The organism is Novosphingobium sp. THN1, from assembly GCF_003454795.1.
Classification (GTDB): domain Bacteria; phylum Pseudomonadota; class Alphaproteobacteria; order Sphingomonadales; family Sphingomonadaceae; genus Novosphingobium.
This window is the reverse complement of record NZ_CP028348.1, coordinates 82,928-98,073: the sequence shown is the minus strand read 5'-3', so window position 1 is coordinate 98,073 and position 15,146 is coordinate 82,928. Positions and strand designations below refer to the sequence as shown.

The 15,146-nt window shown below is 59.6% G+C and carries 10 protein-coding genes and 7 pseudogenes; 12 read left to right on the top strand and 5 right to left on the bottom strand.

From position 1 onward, the window contains the following. Positions 1-61: 61 nt before the first annotated feature. The 5 genes and pseudogenes from C7W88_RS17565 to C7W88_RS23205 all read left to right on the top strand — a co-directional run. Positions 62-496 (top strand): annotated as a pseudogene (locus C7W88_RS17565) (IS630 family transposase); the annotation flags it as partial. Positions 497-577: 81 nt separating this feature from the next. Beyond that, a protein-coding gene (locus C7W88_RS17560) for an IS3 family transposase (RefSeq protein ID WP_118075835.1) occupies positions 578-1,680 on the top strand; the annotation gives its coding sequence in 2 pieces (ribosomal slippage) (positions 578-839 and positions 839-1,680; 1,104 coding nt in all). Positions 1,681-1,882: 202 nt separating this feature from the next. Then, positions 1,883-2,739: pseudogene (locus tag C7W88_RS17555) on the top strand (IS5 family transposase). Positions 2,740-2,861: 122 nt separating this feature from the next. After that, positions 2,862-3,732, top strand: a pseudogene (locus C7W88_RS17550) (IS110 family transposase). Positions 3,733-3,999: 267 nt separating this feature from the next. Beyond that, entirely contained in the window at positions 4,000-4,191 is a 192-nt protein-coding gene (locus tag C7W88_RS23205) for a hypothetical protein (RefSeq protein ID WP_118074901.1), read from the top strand. An 86-nt stretch (positions 4,192-4,277) separates the two neighbouring features. On the opposite strand, the gene C7W88_RS17540 is transcribed toward C7W88_RS23205, so the two are convergent. Continuing rightward, positions 4,278-4,943: an aldo/keto reductase gene (locus C7W88_RS17540; protein WP_240345132.1), complete on the bottom strand. Its 666-nt coding sequence runs from the start codon at positions 4,941-4,943 to the stop codon at positions 4,278-4,280. Between the two features lie 295 nt (positions 4,944-5,238). On the opposite strand from C7W88_RS17540, the gene C7W88_RS17535 reads away from it, so the two are divergent. Then, the gene (locus C7W88_RS17535) at positions 5,239-7,323 is read left to right on the top strand and encodes a glycosyltransferase (protein ID WP_205525340.1); all 2,085 of its coding nucleotides are present in this window, start codon (positions 5,239-5,241) and stop codon (positions 7,321-7,323) included. Positions 7,324-7,522: 199 nt separating this feature from the next. Beyond that, a pseudogene (locus C7W88_RS17530) lies at positions 7,523-7,903 on the top strand (replication initiator protein A). 61 nt (positions 7,904-7,964) lie between these two features. Here C7W88_RS17530 and C7W88_RS23950 read toward each other — a convergent pair. Then, positions 7,965-8,287 (bottom strand): annotated as a pseudogene (locus C7W88_RS23950) (Tn3 family transposase); the annotation flags it as partial. Between the two features lie 12 nt (positions 8,288-8,299). After that, positions 8,300-9,129, bottom strand: a pseudogene (locus C7W88_RS17525) (IS3 family transposase); the annotation flags it as partial. Between the two features lie 107 nt (positions 9,130-9,236). Between C7W88_RS17525 and C7W88_RS23945 the strand changes: the two are divergent. The 5 genes and pseudogenes from C7W88_RS23945 to C7W88_RS17500 form a co-directional block, all read left to right on the top strand. Further along, positions 9,237-9,702: pseudogene (locus tag C7W88_RS23945) on the top strand (UDP-glucose 6-dehydrogenase); the annotation flags it as partial. A gap of 175 nt (positions 9,703-9,877) precedes the next feature. Then, complete coding sequence (locus C7W88_RS17515; RefSeq protein ID WP_118074898.1) at positions 9,878-10,975, top strand: Gfo/Idh/MocA family protein; 1,098 nt, start codon at positions 9,878-9,880, stop codon at positions 10,973-10,975. A 2-nt stretch (positions 10,976-10,977) separates the two neighbouring features. Continuing rightward, positions 10,978-11,433 (top strand): oligosaccharide biosynthesis protein Alg14, encoded by a 456-nt coding sequence (locus C7W88_RS17510; protein ID WP_118074897.1) that lies wholly within the window; start codon positions 10,978-10,980, stop codon positions 11,431-11,433. Positions 11,434-11,453: 20 nt separating this feature from the next. Further along, on the top strand, positions 11,454-11,915 hold the full coding sequence (locus C7W88_RS17505; RefSeq protein ID WP_205525339.1) for a glycosyltransferase: 462 nt from the start codon (positions 11,454-11,456) through the stop codon (positions 11,913-11,915). 25 nt (positions 11,916-11,940) lie between these two features. After that, complete coding sequence (locus C7W88_RS17500; RefSeq protein WP_118074895.1) at positions 11,941-12,822, top strand: hypothetical protein; 882 nt, start codon at positions 11,941-11,943, stop codon at positions 12,820-12,822. Between the two features lie 55 nt (positions 12,823-12,877). Here C7W88_RS17500 and C7W88_RS17495 read toward each other — a convergent pair whose 3' ends face one another. Together C7W88_RS17495 and C7W88_RS17490 are read right to left on the bottom strand one after the other, a co-directional pair. Next, positions 12,878-13,801 carry a polysaccharide pyruvyl transferase family protein gene (locus tag C7W88_RS17495; protein WP_240345069.1) on the bottom strand — a complete coding sequence of 308 codons (924 nt, stop codon included), beginning with the start codon at positions 13,799-13,801 and terminating at the stop codon, positions 12,878-12,880. Positions 13,802-14,099: 298 nt separating this feature from the next. Then, positions 14,100-15,128 (bottom strand): nitroreductase family protein, encoded by a 1,029-nt coding sequence (locus tag C7W88_RS17490; protein WP_162896201.1) that lies wholly within the window; start codon positions 15,126-15,128, stop codon positions 14,100-14,102. Between the last annotated feature and the right edge of the window lie 18 nt (positions 15,129-15,146).

The window sequence follows — 15,146 nt, the reverse complement described above, 5'->3', positions numbered from 1 at the left end:
TTTCCTCTTCAAGCACCAGCATCATATCCGATGCCGGGGAAAAGGGGCGGGCCATCCCATAAAGACTGGCCATGCCATCGAGCAGGACCGGCCCGACATCCTGAAGCAGCAGCGGGAGTGGTTCGACGGCCAACTCGACCTCGAACCCGAGCGGCTCGTGTTCATAGACGAAACGTGGACCGCCACCAACATGACCCGCAGCCATGGCCGCTGCCCGAAAGGCGAGCGGCTGCGGATGGGCTTCCCGCACGGTCATCGCAAGACCACTACACTGGTCGCGGGCTTGCGCATGGCCGGCATGGTCGCACCAATGGTGCTGGACGGACCGATCAACGGCGACTGGTTCGAAGCCTATGTCACCCAGGTGCTCGTTCCCGAACTGCGCCCCGGCGACATCGTCGTCATGGACAACCTGTCGAGCCACAAGCGAGCGGCGGTGCGCGAAAAGATCGAAGCGGCCGGCGCAACTATGCGCTTCCTTCCGCCCTATAGCCCCTTGATCTGATCCCGGAAAACTGGATCGCTTGGAGTTAGAGTTTTTCGCCGTAATCTCCCTGGCTGGGAGGAGCGAAGGATGATGAAGGCATCAAGGTTTTCTGACGCCCAGAAGGCATTCATTCTGAAGCAGGGAGCGGACGGTGTTCCCGTGGCGGACATCTGCCGCAAGGTCGGGATCAGCCAGGCGACCTACTTCAACTGGAAGAAGAAGTACGATGGCATGCTTCCGCCGGACATGCGCCGACTGAAGCAGCTCGAGGATGAGAACGCAAAGCTGCGCAAGCTTGTGGCGGACCTGTCGCTCGACAAGGAAATGCTGCAGGACGTCATCCGCCGAAAACTGTGAGGCCTGCTCGTAAACGCGAGCTGGTGAACGGGGTTCGAAGTGATTGGGGTGTGTCGATCCGCCGGGCCTGCCGGGTTCTGGAGATGGACACCTCGACCTACCACTACAAATCCCGCCGCCGCGAGCAGGCCGGCATCGAAGCCCGCATCCGAGAGATCTGCGAGACGCGCGTCCGCTACGGCTACCGCCGCGTCCACGTTCTTTTTCGCCGTGAAGGCTGGGAGATCAACATGAAGCGAGCACACAGGATTTACAACGAGTTGGGGCTGCAGCTGCGCAACAAGACGCCCAAGCGCAGGGTGAAGGCTAAGCTGAGGGAAGACCGCTGCGCGGCCTCCCGCGTCAATGATGTTTGGGCCATGGACTTCGTCCATGACCAGTTGGCGACGGGCCGTAAGATCCGCGTACTGACGGTCGTGGACACGTTCTCGCGGTTCTCACCGGTGCTCGATCCTCGGTTCAGCTACCGCGGCGAGGATGTCGTCCAGACCCTCGAGGCGACCTGCGCCGTGGTCGGCTATCCAAAGACGATCCGGGTCGACCAAGGCTCCGAGTTCATCAGCCGGGACCTGGATCTGTGGGCCTACACCAGGGGCGTGACGCTCGACTTCTCCCGGCCGGGCAAGCCCACTGACAACGCGTACATCGAGGCGTTCAACGGACGCTTCCGGGCAGAGTGTTTGAACACCCACTGGTTCCTGACGCTTGCAGATGCCCGCGAAAAGTTGGAGGAGTGGCGCAGATACTATAACGAGGATCGGCCGCACGGTTCCATCGGCAACAAGCCCCCGATCACGATGATGAATCCCGGTGACGCACCCAGCCCGTCACCGTGACCCTGGCCGGGAGACTCTAACCCCGGGTGGTCCAGAGAATGGTGTCGGATCAAAAGCGGCCCGGCTCTAATCCCAGATGGTGGAAAGCTGGGGGTCATGTCACCCGATCTGAAACTAAGTTGAGTGGTATCAGCGGGTTAGCTTGACGGCTTGCCCCGTCATTGATTCAGGGGTTTCGCCAAGAACTACCTTGGATACAACTATGTGGACCGATACCACTCGCGCTCTCCATGCGCGAAGCGGGTTGGCTTTGCCAACTGATTTTACCGATGCCGAATGGGCCATTTTTGAGCCCCTTCTTTCTCCACCAGCAAGAACGGGCCGACCCAGGAAGTGGGAGATGCGCCGGATTGCGGAGGCCATCTTCTATCTGCTCCGGGGTGGGCTGCCAAGGCGAATGCTGCCGCCTTGCTTTCCTGCGGTCTCAACGGTGCGCCGTTGGTTTTACCTCTGGCGCGATACGGGATTGTGGCAGGCCCTGAACCATGGGCTTCTCATGCTGGTCCGCGAAGCGCAGGGTCGCGAGGCCACGCCCAGCGCCGGTGTAATTGATAGCCAGAGCGTCAAAACGACGGAACCGTAGTTCAGCGCAGCTCAAGTGGCGGCCCTCGGGGCTACGATGCCGGGAAGAAGATCAAAGGGCGCAAGCGACACATCCTCACCGACACCGAAGGCAATCTGGTTCACACCGTTGTCCATACCGCTGACATTCAGGATCGCGACGGAGCTCCAATCGTTTTGGGTGGCGTAATCAAGCTGTTTCCCTGGCTAAGGCACGTATTCGCTGATGGCGGATATGCTGGCCAGAAACTGAAAGATGCTGTGAAGCCTTTGGGTAGCTGGATAATCGCGATCATCAAACGCTCCCACTTGGTCAAGGGCTTCGAAGTCTCGCCCTGTCGGTGGGTTGTCGAAAGGACAATCGCCTGGCTCAACCGAAATCGCCGACTTGCTAAGGACTTCGAGCAAACCATCGCATCCGCCACGGCTTGGCTGTTCGCAGCCTCGGTACAAGCCTTTATCCGGCGTGCCGCAAGGCATTGTCTCTCAACGAACTAGTTGCGAATCATCGTGTAATTGCGGCTGCTTCTCTCGGACCTCGGTTGAGGTGCACACTTCTGGTTGTCGAATCCTGAAGGAAGGAAGCAGCCATTAAGCATTATGCCGGATTGGACCTGTCGATGGAAAGCACGCAGGTCTGCATCGTTGACGAAAATGGTCGGAAGCTGGTCTCGAAGAAAGTCGAGAGTTCCCCCGAGGCGATCGCCGGGATGCTGAAGCGATATGGATCGACCGAGCGGGCCGTGATCGAATCGGGACGAATGTAACCCGCGATCTGCCTTGGCCTTCGCGAACTCAGTGTTCCAGTCGTATGCATTGATGCCCGCCAAGCTCATCAGAGCCTGAAGACGATGAAAGCGAACAAGACCGATCCACACGACGCAGCAGGGCTGGCGCAGCTGGCGCGCACGGGCTTTTACAAGGAGGTGCACGTCAAATCTTCGGCGGCGCACGGAGTGCGAAGCGTGATCACCGCGCGTAGCCACCTTGTGAAAGCCCGCGTGGGGCTCGACAACACGATCCGAGGCATTTGTGCCACGTTCGGCTACTGCCCTGGCCCTGGGCAAGGAGATGGACCAAAGGCTGCGCGTCATCGCCAGCCAGTCGCAAGCCTGTGAAATCCTGATGAGCATACCGGGTGTTGGCGTGCAGACATCGGCGGCCTTCGCTGCTGCGCTCGATGATGCGGGGCGCTTCCGCCAATCCCGGGATGCCGGAGCTTACTTCGGGTTGGTACCTCGACGCCATCAATCCGGCGAGATCGATTGGACTGGCAGGATCACCAAGCAGGGCGACGCTACGGTGCGCAAGCTTCTCTTCGAGGCAGCCAACTCGATCCTGTTCCGGTGCCAACAAACGTTCGCCCTGAAAACATGGGCTATGAAGATCGCTAAGCGCCGTGGCTTCAAGAAGGCCCGCGTTGCGCTTGCCCGCCGGCTCGCGGTCATCATGCACGCCATGCTGCGCGATGGCACCTTGTTCCAAGCATGACATGAGGTAAAAGCAGTTTGCCAGCGGTGAGGCACCAAAGCTGATTCGAGGGCGGTGTCCCGCGAGGGAACGCAGGGACGAACGATCTGCGAAGTAGTCCGATGGGCGACATAGCCCGCTTCGAATCAATGCAACGTTCGTTCTTGTGAGACCCGATACAGCACGACCGAACTTGTGTTCGGCCAGTGCGGACAGATCCATGAAACCCTCAAGGGATCACACCGCCACAGCTCTGCAATTACAGATCCGACTCTAAGGCTTTGGCGCATGAAGGGTGACGGCATGGAACAACCCATGAGTTCACACCTCAAGAAGATACTTGACCAGGCTGTGCGCCTTCTCGCAAGCGGAGAAGCTAAGAGCTGTCACGGCAACAGCATCCTGCAAATGGCCAGCTCCGAACATGGAGGCGAGTACCGGGCCATTGCCATTAGCGTAAAGGGCACGTGCCAGCAGTAGTTGTGCGGCAACTTTGGTTGGGTCGCCCTCGAAGCCGGCTGCATCGGCCCATACGCGGTCGTCCGGTGCCTGTGCGATTTTTGAGGTCAGTTGAGCCCTTGTCCCGCCCGTGCAAAGCACCGAATGGCTGATGGTAGTGATCGGACGGTTTGCGGCGGTGCGGACCCGGGCCAGCGGATCGGTGTGTGGATCGTCGGCGGTCTGGATCGCGGTGAAGGCACCGCTCGCCGCCCCCGGAGCGCCGCGTCGAGTTCGCCGGCCACAGCGACATGGCGTGCCTGGCCGCGGGCAACGACCCGTTCCAGCGCGCGAAGCACGTCGTCTCGGGCGAGGTCGTCGGGGTTCGGGTCGTGCAAGGCATAGACCTCGACTCGGTCCGTGCGCAGCCGCGCCAGCGAGCGGGCGATGGACGTTTCAATTAGCTCTGCCGTCAACGGGAGGCTGATATTCGTGGTTGCGCCGCTTTGCCGGATCTTGCCGCGCAAGCCCTTCATCCTAGCAACGACTGGCCGCGCCACCGGTAGCAGTAGCTTTCTGACGAGGCCGCGTTGGGGTGCGGCAAGACCAACCTTGGTGCACACCTGAACTTGTTCGCGCCGGCCCTGCAGGAACCTGCCGAGAATGGGCTCGGCTTCGCCAGCCCCGTAAGCGGGCGCCACGTCGAACCAGGTAATACCACTGTCAAAGGCAGCTTCCAGCGCCCGCAATCCCGCGCCTGCACCGTAGCGGGAACCCAGCGATGCGCAGCCCATGCCCAGCACTGAGCTTTTCAGAGTTGTTCCGGGTAGTTTAATTTGACGCATTTATGCTCCTAACGGTAGGGGATGGCGCGTCCGACCATACCCGTAGAATGCCGAGTTATTCTACCTAATCGCTAACTTTTCTGCAGCGCAGCATGATGCTATCGGGGTGTGACATGTCAAGGGTGATCACGAAGCTATGAATGCACCGACCGTCGTGGAGACGCCGCCCGAAGTTCTGAGCGCCGCGCAGGTACGGGGACGACGGACGCTCGATTCTATCCAATACCTGCGTGGGGTCGCAGCCATGCTGGTTGTGGCCTATCATGTGTTTCCGCAGATCCAGAGAATGGGCTTTCCCGTCAACGGGCCAGAAACGCTTTCCTCCGGGGTCGACATTTTCTTCGTCATCAGCGGCTTCGTGATGGTCTATTCCACCGCCCGCCATCCGGGCAGGGGCGGCATCGGCTTTCTACGCGATCGCATTACGAGGATCGTGCCCTTGTATTGGACCCTCAGCCTGGTAATGATGGCCATGCTGCTGCTAATACCTGCAGTGGCCCAGTCGAGCCGGTTCGATCTTGGGCACGTCATCGCCTCGTTCCTGTTCGTCCCGTGGCTGCACCCGGTCCAGCACCAGTATTGGCCGATGCTGGTTCCGGGGTGGACACTCAACTATGAAATGTTTTTCTACCTGATCTTCGCCATCGCGTTGGCGATCGCCGGGGCTCGGCGCGGTTTGGTGGTGACGCTGGTCGGCGCGGCGTTGGTCTGCCTGACCACGGTGCCATTGTTCGTGCCGGTGAGCGGAGTGGCAGCTTTCTACACTCGTTCGCTGATCCTCGAGTTCGGCTATGGCATGGTGCTGGGAGAGTTGTTCTTGCGCACGGACGGGCGTACGTCCCGGGCATGGTGGCTAATTATTGCCGTCGGTGCTGCGGGCCTCGTACTGTCGCCTGTCACCCGGCAGCTGCTGACCCAAGGGGTTGCGGTCGGCGTGCCTGCCCTACTGATCGTGCTTGGCGCACTTTATGTACCACTCTATCTCAAGGGAGGGTTGGAGCGTGTTGCCCGAAAGCTGGGCGATGCCTCTTATTCGATCTACCTTTCGCACTATATAATGTTGTCGGCGCTGGGGCAGATTTGGCGCCGGTTTGTGCCCGGCGGGCCGGTCGGATGGGTGGGCTTTGCCGTATTCGCCGTGATCGCCTGCGCTCTGGCTGGGATCGTCGTCTACCACTTGGTCGAGCGCCCGCTCGGCGCGCTGGCGGACCGCGTGCTGGGTAAGGCGCGCGCTTCCACAACCCGCCCGCTGGCCTTCGTCGTAGCACCTTCAGGCCAAGCCGGCGGCGGTATGGGGCGAGTCAAGGACTACATCCTCAGCTTCGACGACGATGGGACAAGCCCGTTGGAATTCCGCCCGCTGGTCACCCGCGACAACCGCGGTTTCGCGGCATCGCTGTGGTTGACGGCCAAGGCGGTCGGAACCATCTGGGACGCGCGGCTCACCGGGCGTTTGGGGCTGGTGCACATCAATTTGGGAGACAAGGCCAGCGCGCTGCGCAAGGGCGTGGTGACGCTGCTTGCGCGCACTTCCGGTGCAACCGTGGTCGTTCATCTCCATGCCGTCGAACTCGAGGCCGGATGGCGTAAAAGCAGCGCATTCGTGCAGTGGCTGATCGGGCTGCCGTTCCGTCTCGCCAGCACCAACATTGTGCTGGGTGATAACTGGCGTGAATGGCTCGTCAATGATCTGGGCGTCAAGCCGAATCGCGTCGATGTCTTGGCGAACGGGGTGCCGGTGCCGCCGTACCATGGCCGCGACCATCGTGCCCCGCGCGCCACCGTCCAGTTGCTGTTTCTGGGCAACCTTCTCGAACGCAAGGGGGTGTCAGACCTGATCGCGGCGCTGGCGGCTCTGCCCGCGGAGCTGCCGCGCTGGCACCTGAACTTCGCCGGCGGCGGGGACTTGCTGCGCTACCGCGAAGCGGTGAAAAATGCCGGGTTAGAGGATCGCGTCGATTTTCTGGGCTGGGTCAATCAGGAAGGGGCGCAAAGACTGCTTTCGGATGCCGATGTGATGGTGCTGCCATCCTATCATGAGGGGCTACCGCTGGTTATTCTTGAGGCGCTTGGGGCGGGCACGCCAGTCATCGCCACTTCAGTTGGTGCCATCCCGCAGTTCGTCGAGGCCGAACGCGATGCGCTGATCGTGGCGCCTGGCGAGCGGACGCAGTTGGCGGCGGCACTGGCTCGGCTGATCGGGAGCAGCGCGTTGCGCCAGGAGATCTGCGACCGTGGCCGCGAAACTTATGAGCGGGTGTTCTCGCTGGCTGCGTTTCGCGCCAACCTTTTAGATATTTACCGCAAAAGGCTTGGTGTCTTCGGGTGACGGATGGGCGCTCGGAACAGCCGTGAGAACCGAAGGCTCCCCGCTCCATTTGTGCTTTCGAGTAGAAATTCTCCCGCCGTCGCCCCCTTCCCGCCTCGCTCCGCATGCGATAGAGCACTTGTGGCCAGTCACCAGTCCAGGACGAGCTGTTCCAGCTCGACAGTCCGCTCGCCGGCGAGATCCGGGGGAGCGCTCGCTCATGGCGTTTCCGTTCTTCGCGCTCAGCAAGAACGCCTGGATGAAGCCGCTGGCCTATGCCACCGGCGATATGTCGATTGAGGTACGGCCAAGCGCGCGCGGGGTGGCGACGATCTTTGACAAGGAGATCATGCTCTACATTGCCGCGCTGATCGCGGCCAAGATAGATCAGGGCCCGGCGGTCTCGTAGGACTTCGTATTCACCGCGCACGACCTGTTCAGCGTCACCGGCGCCAACCATTCGGCCCGCTCTTATGCCCGCCTCGCCGATGCGCTTGAGCGGCTTCATGGCACGCAGAGCCGCACTAACATCGAGGCCGGCGGCGAGGCTAGGAAGGATTGTTATCGTAGCTGTCCGAGGTGCGGCGGCAATATAGGGTGACTACAGGAACGTGCGTTTTACGTACGCCAAGAGAGAACCTTTGGCGTAAGGTGCTATGTTGTCACGCAGCCAAGAGCGAAGGCGGTATGCGGAGCGGGCGAAGCTGGCCGGTATCGGGACGGCTTTCAACGATCCAGCGATAGTCGCCGGTGAGCGAGATATGTTCCCACCCCAAAGGGGACGATGTCGCGGGAAATGTGTTAGGGAATCGAGAACGCCCCGACCGCCTGTTGGAGAAGCGGGGGTGTTCCACAGGATGATGGCTGCAACGAATAGGTTCAGGCACGAGGCGCGATAGGCCTGATTTTCGAACCGGCGGTTGAGCAGGTTGCCGAGCTGGTTGGAGAAGAGTGCACGGGCGAGCGCGTTGCGGGCCTCGCCCTTCCGACCTTGGAAGTTGTCCGAGCGTATGTGTGCCGGCGGGCCGCGCATGACCAACAGCTCGGCCAGCGCCGCCAGTACGTCCTCGCTCCTGAGCCACCGTGCCACCGGCAGGGCCAGGCACTCTCGGCTGGCTTCGTCGATGATCATCAGGATACGGAACTTGCGGCCATCGTAGGTCCGACCCTCGACGAAGTCGAAGGACCACACGTGCCCCGGATACTTGGGCCGCAGCCGGATGCATTACCCGTCATTGAGCCAGAGCCGTGAGCGCTTCGGCTGCTTCTGGGGCACCTTGAGCCCCTCACGCCGCCAAATGCGCTCGACCCGCTTCCTGTTTACGTGCCAGACAGCATCGCGCAGCAGGGCCGTCACCCGGCGATAGCCATAACGGCCATATTACCGGGCGAGCGCAACGATGTCCTCGGTGAGAGCTGCTTGGTTGTCCGCCCCGCGGGGCGCCTTGCGCTGCGTCGATCTATACTGCCCGGGTACGCAGCAGACCCGCCGCTCAAATACTACCATCATTGCCTTGATGTGATCGACGCAGTACCGTCGGTGCGCGGGGCTCAGTAGTTTCCCCTGACGGCCTCCTGCAGGATCAGCTCGCCGAGCGTCAGGTCCGACACCGCCTGTTGTAGCCTGGCGTTCTCGCGCTCGAGATCCTTCATCCACCGCGCTTGATCCATCTTCAGACCGCCATATTCCTCGCGCCAGCGGAAATAGCTCTGTTCGGTGACGCCGATCCGGCGGCAGGCATCGACCACCGTCCCTTCCTGCGCCAGCACGATCTCCGCCTCATCCAGCTTGCCGATGATCTCCTCGGGCTTGTGCTTTCGAGCCATTCCATTCTTCCTTCGTGATCCAGACCATGATAGGCGATGGGCCGCTCAGAAGGGCGGCAGGCCAAGGTGAAGCACTCGGAAAATCCGGTCCAGCCATCTATTTCCAACAGCAGATCCGTGATCTTTACGGGTGGCAGCCGCTCATAGGCTACGCGGCGTATACTCTCTGCATCTGCCGGCACTACAACAAGCCCAGCCTCGGCTGCTACTGCCTACCCAAAGGCACCAAGCAACTGCTGGCGAATTATTCGGAAGTGCCCCAGAACCTGATCCGGGCGATCGCCGACGCCAACCGCACCCGCAAGGACTTCCTCGCTGACCAGATCATCGCCAGGAAACCCAGCAAGGTTGGCGTGTTCCGGCTGCTGATGAAGGTCGGATCGGACAATTTCCGCCAGTCCTCGATCCAAGGGATCACGCAAAAGCCCCCTATCATGAAGCGGATCGGAGGTGGAGCGCGATCTGGAGACCTTCAGGGATGCATGTCACGTCATCATCGCCAATCGCATGACTGCCGAGATCAAGAACGTGAAGGACAAAGTGTTCACGCGCGATCTGTTCGGATCGCATTGAGCTGCAACAGCGGATTCAGTAGAAGCGAATTGCTGTGGCATGAAGCTTGGATCGGATTATCAGGATTGCGGGCTGTATCAGGAAACTCGAAAGTCGAAAATAGATCCAACTTGGATATTGACATTACCTCGGTGAAAAGCTCAAGCGTAGCTGCAGTGCAGCATAGGGGGTTTTGATGGCCGTGAATGTCGCTCTAGTCGGGCTCGGCAAGATGGGCCTGTCCCACCTAGCGATCGCGAATGCGCTCGATCAGTTCAATGTCGTTGCGATGTGCGACACCTCCGGTATCGTTGGTGGTGTGCTCAGCAAATACACCAAGATTCCGTTTGAGGAGGACTTCGACAAGCTGATTGCGCTACCCGGTCTGCAAGCTGTGATCATTGCCACGCCCACCACGACGCACGACTGGATGTCGCGCAAGGCGGTAGAACATGGGCTGCATGTTTTTTGCGAAAAACCCCTCACTCTCGCTTCAAGTGTTTCGCGCGAGATCGCGGCGGCCGCGGATGCCAAGGGGTTGGTGACTCAAGTGGGGTATCACAATCGCTTCATCGGCACTTTCGGCGAAGTGAAGAAGCTGATTGAAGCTGGTGCTATCGGTAAAGTGACACATGTCCAAGCTGAGGCCTATGGGCCGGTTGTGCTCAAGCGCGCTAAGCCCACTTGGCGTGGCAAGGCTGGCGGCGGCGGTGGCTGCCTTTACGATTACGCTGCGCACCCGCTGAACCTGCTCAATTGGTATTTCGGCGAAACTAAGGTTGCCAGCGGTGCCCTGCTCAAGAGCGGTTTTTCGGCGGAAGTCGATGACGAAGTCTACGCCTCGCTCGGCTTTGAGGATGGCATAACCGGGCAGATCTCAGTCAACTGGTCCGACCCGTCAGTCCGCAAGATGACCACGCGGATAACCGTGTGGGGCACCGGCGGGCGCATCTATGCCGACCGGCAGGAAATCCAGGTGTTCCTGACCGGCACCGCACCGATCCCTGATGGCTACCGCACCGGGTGGTCAACCAAGTACATTACTGAGCTCACGCCGCCGGTTAGCTACTATTTGCGCGGTGAGGAATACAGTGCGCAAATGGAAGCATTCCGCGACGCAATTCTTGCTGGCAAGGGTGCTGCAGAAAATTCTTTTGCGAGCGCTGCCGTGACCGATGCCTCGATCGAAATGATCCGTGGTTCAGCGCAAGACGGTGGTGCCATCGGCAGCTTCGGCGTAACCGAAGGAACCCCGCGCAAGGCCGGCCTGGTCGGTCGCATGCTGGGTCGCTAAGCTTGGCACGCAAGAAACGCCTTCTTGCCCTCGCCTCAGGCGGCGGCCACTGGATCGAATTGTTGCGGTTGCGCCCGGCGTTCGAGGGGTGGGACGTCGCCTATGTGTCAATGTTCGAGAACTACACCTCCGCCATCCCCGGGGCTCGGTATTACACCGTCCCGGATGCCTCACGATTTGACAAATTGGCTTTTCCCAAGGTTCTGGCCAAGGCCCTGCCCATTATGCTGAAAGAGCGGCCACATGCGATCGTGACGACCGGTTCGGCCCCGATGCTCGCGTTTTTGCTAATCGCCCGGCTGATGGGCACCAAGACGCTGTGGATCGACAGCATTGCTCAAGCCGAGGAATTGTCTTCATCAGGCAAGATTGCTCGCAAGCTTGCAAGCAAGGCTGTCGCGCAATGGCCTGAAGTGGCGCAGGCAGAAGGCATAGATTGCTGGGGCGCAGTACTTTGATCTTCGCTTCGGTTGGATCCATGTTGCCATTCGAGCGTCTGGTGCGCGCCGTTGACGAGTGGGCGCGTGACAATCCCGCCCAAGAGGTCTTCCTGCAGATCGGTGAAACCGAGTACGAACCTCGATACGCGCCGTTTGCCCGGATGGTAGCGATGACCGAGTACCGTCGCCGCCTGCGTGAATGCGACTTGTTCGTGGCTCATGTCGGGATGGGTTCCATTCTGCAGGCCTTGGAGGACCGCAAGCAGATGCTGATGCTGCCGCGCCACCGGGAGTGGGGCGAGCACACGACCGATCACCAGATCCACACCGCTGAGCGCTTCGGGCATCTGCCCGGACTCAGAGTGGTCGACACAGTGGAAGATCTGCATCGCGAGATGGGTGCCCTGCTGCAGGTACCGCTTGCCATGGGCGATGCAATTTCAAACCAAGCGTCCCCCGACCTGCTTGCCGGGGTTCGCAATTTTCTTGATGGCGTGTGAGCCTGATCCTCGAAGGACCGAGTGAATGGAACGGATTCTTTTTGGCGATAACCAGTTTTTCGGCATCAACCACATGTCCGAGGAAAAGGCGCGCCAACAGGCGATGCGCTTTCAGGACCTTGACAATATCGTCGAGGTCTTGCAGGCCGCGCTCAAGGCCGGTGCCGGCGGCTTCATGTGCACTACGCACGACACCATCGAGCAGATCGCCGATCGCGTCCGTGCGAACCCGGATGCCTGGAAAGGCTTCACGTTCTACCCGGGCATGCCCTATGCCCACAAATACGCGAACGCAGTGACCGAGCTTGGCTACTTCGACGCGATGCGCAAATTCCTGCCATCCGAAGGCTTGGTCGATACAATGCTGCGAGGCGGCAAGGCCCTGCTGAGCCGCGATGTCGAAGGCATGATGACCTTGCTCGTCGATGCCGAGATGAAAATGTTCCGCGGCCTCGATACGCCGGTTATCTTCCTGCAAAACGTTGTGACCGATCTGATCCAAGGACTGGGGATCGTCGATGCTTTTCGCATCTTCTCCGAGCACTGCAAAAAGCGCTACAATGCCGAGGCGGGGTTCATCACGATGAACTTGCCGATGCTGCTACCGATGCTGAAGCAAGCAGGGATCGATAACCCGATCGTATGCGCCAACGTCAACAAGATTGCTTTTCGCATGTCGGGCGGCATCGAAGGTTATCGCGAAGCTACCACCAAATATCCGGCGCGCGTTATTGCCATGTCGGTGCTGGGTTCCGGCGCTATTCGTCCGAGCGAGGCGATCGAATGGGTCGTCAACGAGCCATACGTTGAATCGATCCTGTTTGGTGCATCGAGCGGGGCCAATATAGTGAACACCGTTGAATTGATCCGCAAGTTTGATGCGAAGAAGGCGTCTGTGACGGTTTGAGGGACGATTGGGTTTCAATCATTCCGGGCTGGGGCTCCGGAATGATTGAATGGAATCAGGCAAATAGCAAGTCGGCATTGGTGCGCGCTTTCTCGCGCCAGACCGGGATGCGCTCGGCCAGCAGTTGCCGCATGGCGGTTTCGTTTTTCAAGAGATAGTCAAGAGCGCCCTGAAGGGTCCTCTCAGTAACCTGACGTGTTGGCACCACGCAGTCCTCGTGACCGAACAGGTCGCGGTTGATGCCGCGCGCCTTGACGGAGTAGGCAATGGACATGGTCGGCACGCCAAGCGAAAGTGCACCGATCGTTGCGTGGGTGCGAGCTCCTATGAAAAAACGACAGCGGCCCAAGGCATGCTTCAGCTGGGCGGCATTGAGCGTCGAAGGCAATATGGCAAGGCGCGAGCTCGCCCCTCCAGCTGCCTTCAGCAAGCCGTGCATATAGGCGCTGTCGCTATTCCAAGCTGATCCGTCGAATGGATCAACATGGGGGATGAGAAGTAATGAAATGTTTGTTTTATCAATAACATATCGGATGAATGCTACGAGTTCAGCATCGAAATGCCGCTTAGTGTCGGCATCTGGAAGGAAATTACGAACCAAGGGGCTGACATTGAAGCCAAGTACGCCTTGTTCGGCGGCGGCGAACAATTCGTGGGCATGGTCGTGGGCTTGAGGCTTCATGGTGAACGCTGGGTCGGCGACGAGCGTTACATTTTTGAGGCTCAAGGCCTCAAGATAGTCTCGGGAACTCGTTTCTCGAACGGCTATTGAAGCGTAGCGGCTCAGATGTGCCTGAATTTGTGCTTCGACTTTCCTGTCCGCACTGAACGGGCCGACAGATGCAGCCCAAAGGTGCGCAGGCGTGCCATGATCGATGGCATAATCGATCAAGCCCATCCAGTGATAAAGCGATTCAAGGCCATATTCGATGCCGAGAATATCCCCGCCAGTCACGATGATCGCATCGGACTTGTTCAAAATGGCTAACGTCTGCTGGTCCGGGGTGTAGCGCGGCCTGGGCCAGAGTTTGCGAGCGGGGGGATCCGCCGCGTCAGGCGACCCCACCACTTTACCGTGCCAGGAAACTGACTAGGCGCGACGAAGCTTACGTTGGATTGTGCGGCTTCTGGCCATTGCTTCGAATCCAGTATCTCGTTCTTGGAAGGGCAAAACAGTTGCGTTTGCGGGTCTTTCTCCACCAAAATCCCACTGATAGAACGGATTAGGGCTTCGCATCCGCGGTTGCCGAAATCATCATGTCCAACAAAAAGAAATTTCATTTAAAACCCCTGTTAAAATTTTTGGTATCCATAACATCTGACAGAGCTTTGCGTGGCGAGCGGGCGACGGTGAAGGCGTCTCGCAAAGTGCCAATTGCCAAGAAGGCGATAACCGTTTCTTCGTCAGGCAGGCGCATGGCCGCGCGCAATCCGCGGTCGCTGTCAATCGAGGCCGACCAGTTGAGGAAACAGGAACCCAGCCCGCGTGCATGCAGCCCAAGTGCGAATGTCATGGCGAACAGCCCGCCATCAATCCAGGGCTGGTAGCGTTCAGTAGGTTCGACAAAGTGACTGAGGTCTGCGGTGATGATTGCCAAGGCCCCCATCGTCTCGCCAAAGCCGCGATTGCCGTTCTGAAACCGCAGTAACGCGGCGCACTGAGAGGGGTCGGTAATGATATGGACCCGCGCTGATTGGCGGTTGCACACGGATGGAGAGGACTGCGCAATGCGGACTGCTGCCTCGATATCGGCGTAGGCTACGGGCGCATTGCCGAATTGGCGCACGGAATACCGAGTCCAGAAAAATCGCTCGGCGTCGAAGGCCGTTGCTTCCAGGATTTCTGCCCGTGTCGCTTGTTTTATCGCGTCAGGAATGCAGGCGATTTTTCGGGCCTGTGCGTTGGCTAAGGTATGATCTAAGCAGCCAGGGGTTGCGCCACCGTGACGGCTATTGAACGCGCGGTACGCAAGCAGCGAATCAAGCGCGCGTTCAACGTGCTCTCCGGACCGCCCCTCGTTTATCGCTTTGTCGAGCAGTGCACACAACTCTCCGATCGCGTAGTGCCCGAATCCTGGCCGTGGCGCGGGAAGTGCTAATCCCTTTTCAATCATGTGGTAGTACTTTGTAATCCGTGCCGCTTCCGCACCCGGCGTCATGCGCAAGGGGAATGTGCCAGACAGACGCCTGAAGCGATTGAAGTCATAAGCGCAGAAACGTGCCAGTTGCGACAAGTCGCGGATATGGCGCCAATATGGGCGAAGTGCGGCCTTGGTGCGAATGGCAAAGGACGGTGCGGGCAACATTGGAATCCTCTTCGACGG

Bases quoted from the DNA above. Each gene is read 5' to 3' on its own strand.
- C7W88_RS23205 (WP_118074901.1), top strand. From the start codon at position 4,000: ATGAAGGGTGACGGCATGGAACAACCCATGAGTTCACACCTCAAGAAG.
- C7W88_RS17540 (WP_240345132.1), bottom strand. From the start codon at position 4,943: ATGGGCTGCGCATCGCTGGGTTCCCGCTACGGTGCAGGCGCGGGATTG.
- C7W88_RS17535 (WP_205525340.1), top strand. From the start codon at position 5,239: ATGCTGGTTGTGGCCTATCATGTGTTTCCGCAGATCCAGAGAATGGGC.
- C7W88_RS17515 (WP_118074898.1), top strand. From the start codon at position 9,878: ATGGCCGTGAATGTCGCTCTAGTCGGGCTCGGCAAGATGGGCCTGTCC.
- C7W88_RS17505 (WP_205525339.1), top strand. From the start codon at position 11,454: ATGTTGCCATTCGAGCGTCTGGTGCGCGCCGTTGACGAGTGGGCGCGT.
- C7W88_RS17500 (WP_118074895.1), top strand. From the start codon at position 11,941: ATGGAACGGATTCTTTTTGGCGATAACCAGTTTTTCGGCATCAACCAC.
- C7W88_RS17490 (WP_162896201.1), bottom strand. From the start codon at position 15,128: ATGTTGCCCGCACCGTCCTTTGCCATTCGCACCAAGGCCGCACTTCGC.